Origin of the sequence: Pararhizobium antarcticum, from assembly GCF_001885585.1 — a bacterium.
Classification (GTDB): domain Bacteria; phylum Pseudomonadota; class Alphaproteobacteria; order Rhizobiales; family Rhizobiaceae; genus Pararhizobium; species Pararhizobium antarcticum.
The window spans coordinates 50026-58663 of the sequence record NZ_LSRP01000083.1 but is presented as its reverse complement, the minus strand read 5'-3'; the positions used below and the strand labels follow the sequence as shown (position 1 = coordinate 58663).

Annotated in this window: 10 protein-coding genes; 8 read left to right on the top strand and 2 right to left on the bottom strand. The window is 60.8% G+C overall.

The features are described from left to right. The 4 genes from AX760_RS11630 to AX760_RS11615 all read left to right on the top strand — a co-directional run. Positions 1-779: ABC transporter substrate-binding protein (locus AX760_RS11630; RefSeq protein WP_139276494.1), on the top strand; the 779-nt coding region annotated here is incomplete at its 5' end. A gap of 30 nt (positions 780-809) precedes the next feature. Beyond that, positions 810-2507: an ABC transporter permease gene (locus AX760_RS11625; RefSeq protein ID WP_087149228.1), complete on the top strand. Its 1698-nt coding sequence runs from the start codon at positions 810-812 to the stop codon at positions 2505-2507. Between the two features lie 3 nt (positions 2508-2510). Beyond that, positions 2511-3182, top strand: coding sequence for an ATP-binding cassette domain-containing protein (locus AX760_RS11620; RefSeq protein WP_071833047.1), 672 nt, complete (start codon positions 2511-2513; stop codon positions 3180-3182). Further along, positions 3179-4339: an FAD-dependent oxidoreductase gene (locus AX760_RS11615; RefSeq protein WP_245294999.1), complete on the top strand. Its 1161-nt coding sequence runs from the start codon at positions 3179-3181 to the stop codon at positions 4337-4339. Before AX760_RS11620 ends, AX760_RS11615 begins: the two co-directional genes overlap by 4 nt. Positions 4340-4411: 72 nt before the next feature. On the opposite strand, the gene AX760_RS11610 is transcribed toward AX760_RS11615, so the two are convergent. Both AX760_RS11610 and AX760_RS11605 read right to left on the bottom strand, forming a co-directional pair. Next, on the bottom strand, positions 4412-5044 hold the full coding sequence (locus AX760_RS11610; protein WP_071833045.1) for an NrsF family protein: 633 nt from the start codon (positions 5042-5044) through the stop codon (positions 4412-4414). 1 nt (position 5045) lies between these two features. Then, positions 5046-5552 (bottom strand): sigma-70 family RNA polymerase sigma factor, encoded by a 507-nt coding sequence (locus tag AX760_RS11605; protein ID WP_425348843.1) that lies wholly within the window; start codon positions 5550-5552, stop codon positions 5046-5048. A gap of 217 nt (positions 5553-5769) precedes the next feature. On the opposite strand from AX760_RS11605, the gene AX760_RS11600 reads away from it, so the two are divergent. The 4 genes from AX760_RS11600 to AX760_RS11585 all read left to right on the top strand — a co-directional run bounded on the left by AX760_RS11600 (position 5770) and on the right by AX760_RS11585 (position 8275). After that, positions 5770-6057 carry a BufA1 family periplasmic bufferin-type metallophore gene (locus AX760_RS11600; RefSeq protein WP_071833042.1) on the top strand — a complete coding sequence of 96 codons (288 nt, stop codon included), beginning with the start codon at positions 5770-5772 and terminating at the stop codon, positions 6055-6057. A 64-nt stretch (positions 6058-6121) separates the two neighbouring features. Beyond that, a complete protein-coding gene (gene bufB / locus AX760_RS11595; RefSeq protein WP_071833041.1) occupies positions 6122-7003 on the top strand; it encodes an MNIO family bufferin maturase in 882 nt (293 codons plus the stop codon). Between the two features lie 2 nt (positions 7004-7005). Next, a complete protein-coding gene (locus AX760_RS11590; RefSeq protein WP_071833054.1) occupies positions 7006-7788 on the top strand; it encodes an HvfC/BufC N-terminal domain-containing protein in 783 nt (260 codons plus the stop codon). Further along, the gene (locus AX760_RS11585; RefSeq protein WP_071833040.1) at positions 7778-8275 is read left to right on the top strand and encodes a DoxX family protein; all 498 of its coding nucleotides are present in this window, start codon (positions 7778-7780) and stop codon (positions 8273-8275) included. Before AX760_RS11590 ends, AX760_RS11585 begins: the two co-directional genes overlap by 11 nt. Positions 8276-8638: the final 363 nt, after the last annotated feature.

Below are 8638 nucleotides of genomic sequence, written 5' to 3'. Positions count from 1 at the left end.
CCACGGAAGGGCTCGAGAGCCCCTGGGGCGGCGCCAAGCTCGTCTTCTTCTACGATGGTGCGCGGAACAAACAGGACGATCTGCCTGACAACGCTGCGGGGTTGCTCGATTGGGCGAAGCGAAATCCGGGCCGTTTTTCCTATCCGGCACCACCGGATTTCATCGGCTCGTCCTTTCTGAAGCAGGTGCTGAGCGAAGTCATCGATGATCGCGCGAAGCTGTTGAAGCCCGTCGACGAGGCCAGCTTTGAGCGCATTGTCGAGCCGCTGTTTGCTTATCTGGATGCACTCCACAACGTGTCCTGGCGGTCCGGCAAGGCTTTTCCGCAGAACTATCCCGACATGAAGCAGAAGCTGGCGGATGGCGAGCTCGATATAATTTTTGCCTTCAATCCGGCGGAGGCCTCTTCAGCGATTGCCGCGGGCGAACTGCCAGACACCGTGCGCTCCTTCACATTCTCCGGGGGGACGCTCGGAAACACCCACTTCGTCGCGATTCCCTATAATGCCAATGCCAAGGAAGCGGCGCTTCTCGTCGCCAACTTCCTGATTTCGCCGGAAGCGCAGCTGCGCAAGCAGGATCCGGCATATTGGGGTGACCCGACGGTTCTGTCTGTCGCAAAACTGTCGGACGTGGATCGAGCCGCGTTTGAGGGGCTCGATCTCGGTGTTGCGACGCTTTCGCCAGACAAGCTCGGGCCGGTTCTCGTCGAGCCGCATGCGAGCTGGATGGAGCGCGTCGAGACGGAATGGCGCCGGCGTTACGCGAGCGGCAACTGATCCGTGAGAAAGTGGGGGCTGAGTTCGTTCATAGGGAGCCGGGTCGTTGCCGTCTACGCGCGGTCGGCGATCGTTTTGACGGTGGCGCTGCTGACCCTGCCACTGTCCTTCGGCCTTTTGGGAACGCTGCTTCCGGCGCTTGGCTACCTTCCAGCGCTTGGCGGCCACGACATCGGCCTCGAGCATTTCGGCAGGCTTCTGGCCATGCCCGGTATTTGGGCTTCGGTGTGGCTCAGCCTTGCCAGTGGACTGTCCACCACAGCCATCTCGGTTGCCGTCACAGCATTGTTTCTGGCCGCCTTTGCGGGCACATCGGTTCTGCGACGCCTGCAGCACTGGCTGTCGCCGCTCCTGGCCATCCCACACGCCGCAGCCGCGTTTGGACTTGCTCTGTTGATCGCGCCGTCGGGTTACCTCATCCGGCTCGCTGCCCCTTTCGCAGGACTTGATCGCCCGCCTGACTTGCTGATTCCGCACGATCCGTTCGGCATCACCATGACAGCGGCGCTTGTCCTCAAGGAAATTCCCTTTCTTTTCCTGGTCTCGCTTGCCGCACTTCCGCAAGTGGAACTTGTCGCATCGCGTCGCCTTGCCGCCTCGCTCGGCTACGGACCTGTTGCGGGTTTTCTCTATTTGCTCTGGCCCGGGATCTACCGACAGATCCGGTTTGCCGTCTATGCCGTCCTTGCCTATTCGAGTTCCGTCGTTGATGTCGCTCTGATCCTCGGGCCGAACCTGCCGGGAACGCTGGCGACCCGTCTGCTGCAATGGATGAACGACCCCGATCTGTCGACCCGCTTTCTGGCATCCGCGGGTGCGATCCTTCAGCTAGGAGTGACGGCGACGGCCCTCGTTCTCTGGTATTTTGCCGAACGCGTCTGTGGACGAGCGCTCACAGCGCTTCGCGATCGTGGTCATCGCTTTCCAGGTGACCGGAGCGTCAAGATAGCCGCAGCGAGCGCAGTTATCGTCGCCATCGCCACCGTCTTCAGCGGCCTTGCCCTACTTCTGGTCTGGTCCTTCGCCGGGCTTTGGACGTTCCCCGACCTCTTGCCGAAGGGATTGACACTCCGGACTTGGCAGGCCGCTCTTTCGCAGCTGGCGATGCCATTGATCACCACATTGTCAGCCGGTGTGATTTCGACGCTGATCGCCGTGTTCTTGACGATCGGCTGTCTTGAGCGGGAAACGGAAACCGGCAAAAGAGGCGGGCAGTCGGCGCTTCTTCTGCTCTACCTGCCGCTGATCACGCCGCAGATCACCTTTGTCTTCGGTCTCCAGATCCTGTTTATCGGCAGCGGTAGCCTCGACCGGTTTGCCGCCTTGGTCCTTGTGCATCTCGTCTTCGTGTTGCCCTATGTCTTCCTCTCCCTTTCGGATGCCTGGCGGCAATTCGACATCCGCTATGACGTTCTGGCCGCAGCACTCGGGCGCTCGCGCCTGTCGGCGCTTCTGGCCGTCCGGCTGCCGATGCTGACGCGCGCTATTTTCACGGCCTTTGCCGTCGGCTTCGCAGTCTCCGTCGGCCAGTACCTGCCCACCGTGCTCATCGGTGAAGGGCGGATCCAGACCATCACGACGGAAGCCGTGGCCCTGGCGTCGGGCGGCAACCGCCGGGTGATCGGTGTCTACGGCCTGCTGCAAACCCTTTTACCCTTCATCGTTTTTGCCGTTGCGTCCATCGTGCCGGCACTGCTCTATCGAAACCGCCGTGCCATGCAGGTCTGAACAATGACGAATGATATTATAGTCGCTGGCCTTGTCCTTGCCGGCATTGAAATCTGGCTGGGGGACCATCGGCTGATCGCGCTTTCGGCTGAGGTGCAGCCTTCCCGCGTGCTGACGGTCATGGGCCCATCCGGATCAGGCAAATCGACCCTTCTGGCCTTTATCGGCGGCTTTCTCGATCCCGTTTTCAAGGCAAGGGGTGACGTCACCATCGAAGGGGTCAATCTGACGGACCTCGCTCCGGAAAGCCGACGGGCTGGTATCCTGTTCCAGGACCCCCTTCTCTTCCCGCATATGTCCGTCGGGGCAAATGTCGCCTTTGCCGTCCCCGCCACGATATCCAGACGCAGCGAGCGCGTGCGCATCGCTGCGCACGCGCTGGCGGAGGTGGAGCTGGATGATTTTGCGGCGCGCGACCCTGCCACCCTCTCGGGCGGCCAGAAGGCCCGTGTCGCGCTGGCGCGGGTTCTCGTCTCGCAGCCGCGACTGCTTCTGCTCGACGAGCCATTCTCCAAGCTCGACATGGCGCTTCGCCAGCAGATGCGCAGCCTTGTCTTCACCAAGGCCCAGGATGCAGGCCTGCCAGTCATTTTGGTCACTCATGACGAGGCCGATGCGCAATCCGCCGGCGGCGAAATCTACCGTATGGACGCCGTTTCGGGGCAGGAACCTTGAACCCGGGCGAACGCGCCATTGCGGACCGAGGGGTCGATCGTCGCAAACGCGTTGTTCTGCTGGGCGGTGGACACGCCCATGTCGAAGTCGTTCGCCGCCTGCAGGGGCAAGGTGCACGGGTGGAGATCATTCTTGTATCGCCCTCGCGCTATGCGCCCTATTCCGGCATGCTGCCGGGCTATATCGCCGGCCGCTATACGTTCGAGGACTTCAACATCGACCTGCAGGCGTTGTGCCAACGCTCCAACACCACATTTCACGAGGGCATGGCAATCGGGATCGATCCCGAGACGCATCGGGTGCGGCTGGCAGACGACACCTGGCTCGACTACGACGTTCTGTCGCTGGACATCGGCTCGACACCAAGCCTTCCAGATGGGGTTTCTGGCGGTGTCGCGGTGAAGCCGATCGCAAGCTTCACTGCGCGTCTGGACCAGTTGGATCATCTGGCCCACAAAAGCGAGAACCGGTTGCGCCTTGCCGTGGTGGGACAGGGCATCGCCGGTATCGAAGTGGCCTTTGCGCTCAGGAAACGGCTCGATGAGCTGATTTCACGCGATGGCCGGGCAAACGGTGGTGTCGAGCTTCATCTTGTCGGACGCGGCCCACGGCTTCTGCCTGAGCGCAGCGAACACGCCCGCAAGCTGGTGTCAGAGGCGCTCCTGGACCAGGATATCGCGCATCATCCGGGGTTTGATGTCGTCGCGCTGGAGGGCAAAACCCTTGTCGCCGCGGATGGCAGGCGGCTTGCGGTGGACGAGGTGGTCTGGACAACATCAAGCGGTGCGCCCGCATGGCTACGCCAGACGGGGCTGGCCCTGGATGCTGACGGCTTCGTCCGTGTCGATGCCGGCTTGCGATCGCTTTCCCATCCGGAGATTTTTGCAGCGGGTGATGTCGCTGCGCTGGAGGATCCCCGCCCGAAGGCCGGCGTTTTTGCCGTGCGTGCCGGCCCTGTTCTGGCGGAGAATATTCGCCGTACGCTTTGCGGGAAAAGTTTGATGCGGTACCGGCCCCAGCGCGCCTGGCTTGTGCTGATCTCCCTGGCAAACGGACGAACGATCGCCGACAAATGGGGGTTGGCTGCGTCTGGCCGGTGGATCACCATCTGGAAACATTGGACCGATTCGCGCTTCCTTCGGCGTTTCGTCAAATGAACATCGCGCTTCCCCGTCCAAGTGGCCAGTGACCGTTTTTCGATAGCAACTAAACTTGCGAATGCGCAACGTCTACCACGGGGCAAGACGCCGTCCCAGGATCGTCCCGACGGCTGCGAGACCGGCGATGGCGATCGTATACCAGGTGGCAACGAACAGCGGTGAATCGTCCGTGCAGTGCGCTGCATAAAATGTTGCGGCGATACCACCGGCCAGCAGACCCGAAACAGCCCCGGCGAAACCGGGACGCGACGGAGCGCCGTGGCGCAGCGCAGCAAGCATAATCACGAGTGGCAAAAAACCGATCAGGGGAATGAAGGTCAGGCAGACATAGACGTTCGTGCCCCACCAGACTGCGCCCCATCGTTCTGCTGGTACGATGAACAGTTCAGCGACCACTGCTGCACCGACAAGCGCAGGTGCGAGCAAGAGCCAGGCTGCTGTAAGGGGTGCGCCGGGTCGCGACAAAGCGCGCAGCAAGGCGAAGGCGGATATGGTAAGCATTAACGTACCGATGAACTTGAACAGGAAACGGAACGTTTGCGCTGCCTGACCAATATCGGGACGCGGACCGATCAGCAGGAAGAAAGCGATGGCGGCCATGACGGTCGCCGCCGCAAGCGCAATCCACCACACACGACCAATCGGCATCGCCTGCGTTTTTGTATCTGCCGCAAGGGCATTGATGAGGTCGCGTGTCTGCATGTCAGCTCCGTCCAAACTTCTTCGCAATAGAGCGCAGACCCCGGTGCAGGGCCACCCTCACTGCCGTCTCGGTCATGCCGAAAGTCTCGGCCGTTTCGATGATCGAGCGTCCATCAATCGAAATCGACGCGACAACCGAGCGCTGACCCGGCGCCAGTCCCTCCAGAATACGATTGATTTCGCGATCGCTGACCGTTTCGGATTCCGGCTGGGCAAAGGTCTCGGCGATTTCGCCGATCTCGATCTCCACGCGGCGGCCGCGTTTGCGAAAGGCATCGATCAGCTTGAAACGCGCGATCGCATAGATCCAGGGCAGAACCGGCGCATCGGTGATCCAGGTATGACGCTTGGTGTGAATGGCAAGAAGCGTTTCCTGCACGACGTCTTCCGCATCGACACCTCCCTGCACGATTTTTCGGCGGGCAAAGCCGCGTACGATCGATGCAGTGCGCCCAAGGAACGCCGCATAGGCCTTTTCATCTCCCGCAATGGCAGTCCGAAGCAACATCGCCAGCTCGTTTTCCTCCCGACTGTTCAACGCTTGTCTCTCCCATACGTGCGCAGACGCCCTCTTGTTACGCGGCAGCCGAAATATTGTCCAACCCGGCCAAACGGAAGATCACGCATTCGTGTTTTCGATGCGGTGTAACAACCGGGATCGCGGCACCGAAGATCAGTTACGCAGCCGGCAAACGGCCTGCGGCAAATCCAAGAGGAGATCATTTATGACCCGTTCCGCACTCACCCTTGCCCTCGCCGGCTCGCTCGCAACCGCAATCGCCTCCGTTGCCTTTGCCGGACCGCTGCCGGCGGAGAAAATGGCAGGCAACGAGAAATGCTACGGCATTTCGCTCAAGGGTCAGAACGACTGCGCTGCCGGCGCCGGCACGACATGCGCCGGCACCTCGACGGCGGACTACCAGGGCAATGCCTGGAAGGCTGTCCCGGCTGGTACCTGCACGACGATGAACGTCGATGGCCATATGGGTACGCTTGAACCGATGCAGGGCTGATTTTCCGAACGGAGGCCTGGTTTCCCGGCCTCCGTCTTTCTCTTACAGGACCAGGAGAACGCCAATGATTGCATCTGCAAACCACCCGTCTGCTTTGCCCCCACGGGCCGGCCTTGGCCTCAAGCCCGAGCATTGTGAAATCATCCTGGCGACCCGGCCGGATGTTGGTTTCTTCGAGGTTCATGCCGAGAACTACATGGGAGATGGCGGGGCGCCGCATCGGACGCTTGAAGCGATCACCGCGCTCTACCCGCTTTCGCTGCATGGTGTGGGCCTGTCGATCGGTGCCGCCCACGGATTGGACAAGGCGCATCTGAAGCGGCTGCGCAGTCTGATCGACCGCTATCGGCCGCAGAGTTTTTCGGAACATCTCGCCTGGTCTACCCATGAGACGGGCTTTCTCAACGACCTTTTGCCGCTTCCCTATACGCAGGAAACACTGGCGCGGGTTATTGCCCATGTCGAGGAGACGCAGCAGTTTCTGGGCCGACAGCTCCTGCTGGAGAACCCGTCAACCTATGTGCTTTTTGCCGACAGCACGATCGACGAAGTGGATTTTCTGACGGCCATCGCTGAGCGTACCGGTTGCGGGCTCTTGCTGGACGTCAACAATGTCATGGTTTCGGCCGTCAATCATCGGCTTGACCCGATCATCTATATCGACCGTTTTCCGGTCTGTTGCGTCGGCGAGATCCATCTTGCCGGCTATGACGAGACCATTGACAGCGCCGGGGACCGGCTTCTGATCGATGCCCATGGCACGGCGGTGAAAAACGACGTACTCGAACTTTATCAGCATGCGCTTGTCCGCAGCGGGCCGGTTCCGACATTGATCGAATGGGACAATGATGTGCCCGATTTTGGCACCCTGCAGGCCGAAGCAATCCGGGCGGACCGGATGCTTGCGACGGCTGCACGACAACGCAACGCGTCTCAGGCGGCATGATCATGGATTTCGCCGCCAGTCAGTCCGCTTTTGCCACCGCGTTGCTGCAGGCCGATCGGCCGGTTCCGGATGGAATAACCACAGTCCGTGGCGACGCCGATCCGGCCCGTTTCGCCGTCTATCGAAACAATGTCTTCGTCGGGTTGACGCGGGCGCTGGCACAGCGTTTTCCTGTGACGGAAAAGCTTGTCGGCCCGGCTTTTTTTCTGGCGATGGCGCGGGCCTATGCCCAGGATCACAAACCGGCTTCGCCGCTGATCATCAACTACGGCAACTATTTTGCCGATTTCATTGCCAGCTTTGCGCCGGCGAGCGGTCTTGTCTATCTGTCGGATGTCGCCCGGATCGAAGCGGCCTGGACCCACGCCTACCACGCGGCGGACGCGCCAGCACTTGATCTTGCCGCACTTGCCGCGCTCGCGCCCGAAACACTTGCAGACCTGCAGCTCTCGCCGCATCCGTCCGCCCACCTGATCCTGTCGGATCATCCTGCCGGCTCCATCTGGAATGCGCATCAGCAGAATCCGGTGCGACCGGTCATGGACTGGCAACCGCAGGCCATGCTGGTCCTCAGACCGGAAATGACCGTCGATATCCACATTCTGCCGCCGCAGGACGCGGTTTTTGCAAGCCTGCTCTTTCGCGGATTATCGCTCGGCGAGGCTGCCGAGACGGCCTTTTCGGCAAACGATGCATTCGATTTTGGTGCAGCTTTGGCTGGTCTGACCGGCCTTGGCGCTTTCGCCACCCTCCAAAAGGATCAAGGACAAATTGATGAAGACTGACCTCGCCCCCTCGCGCGGCTCTAGCGCCGTTCTGCTCTCCCTCATTGCGCGCGCCGAATGGGCGCTTGCATCCCTCCCCCGTTCCCTGCCGCTTCTGGCGCTGCGCCTTGCACTGGCCATTCCCTTTTTCAAGTCGGGGCTGACAAAATGGGACGGTTTCCTGACGCTGTCGCCAGGCGCCCGCTATCTTTTCGAGGAGGAGTTCAAACTCCATATCCTCGGCAGCGAAATCTCCTATCCATTTCCACTCGCAATGGCGACGGCTGCCGGGGTTGGTGAACTGCTCCTGCCGATTTTGCTGATCCTGGGCCTCGCGACACGTTTCTCGGCCCTCGGCCTTTTGCTGATGACAGCGGTCATCCAGCTGACCATCCCGGAGGGCTGGGCCAATTTCCATCTTCCGTGGGCGGCAATGGCTCTATCGCTCGTCGTCTTCGGCAGCGGGCGGATCGCGCTCGATCCCTATGTCTTTCCGCCGAACAGATAAGATCCGGTCTCCGAGAGGTGCCAAGCGGGAGCCCTGTTGATGCGGCGGTGTCACAGGGCTTCAGGCGTTTTGCAGATCGCCATTTCAGCATTTCGGGACTGCGAGATGCCAAGGGAAGACGACCTGAACGGCTGTTGCCGATCGCTCGAAATAGGCCGGTACTTGCAGTCTTGGCGTCCCATCCCAGCCTTTCGAAACCACCTGGTCATGGTGAAGGTGGCAGCCGTTGTCGAATCGGATACCCATCACCGGTGTGAGTCGTGTCGCCAATGTCGTGCGGTTTGACGAAAATGGCCTTGCCGCGGATGGAAAGTCTCGGATTAACAGCATGTGTTCCCATCAATAGGAAAATTGAATATTCAG

Excerpts from the sequence above, each read along its gene's own strand:
- AX760_RS11600 (WP_071833042.1), top strand. The coding sequence starts at position 5,770 with ATGACCCGTTCCGCACTCACCCTTGCCCTCGCCGGCTCGCTCGCAACC.
- AX760_RS11605 (WP_425348843.1), bottom strand. The coding sequence starts at position 5,552 with ATGTTGCTTCGGACTGCCATTGCGGGAGATGAAAAGGCCTATGCGGCG.
- AX760_RS11585 (WP_071833040.1), top strand. The coding sequence starts at position 7,778 with ATGAAGACTGACCTCGCCCCCTCGCGCGGCTCTAGCGCCGTTCTGCTC.
- AX760_RS11620 (WP_071833047.1), top strand. The coding sequence starts at position 2,511 with ATGACGAATGATATTATAGTCGCTGGCCTTGTCCTTGCCGGCATTGAA.
- bufB (WP_071833041.1), top strand. The coding sequence starts at position 6,122 with ATGATTGCATCTGCAAACCACCCGTCTGCTTTGCCCCCACGGGCCGGC.
- AX760_RS11590 (WP_071833054.1), top strand. The coding sequence starts at position 7,006 with ATGGATTTCGCCGCCAGTCAGTCCGCTTTTGCCACCGCGTTGCTGCAG.
- AX760_RS11610 (WP_071833045.1), bottom strand. The coding sequence starts at position 5,044 with ATGCAGACACGCGACCTCATCAATGCCCTTGCGGCAGATACAAAAACG.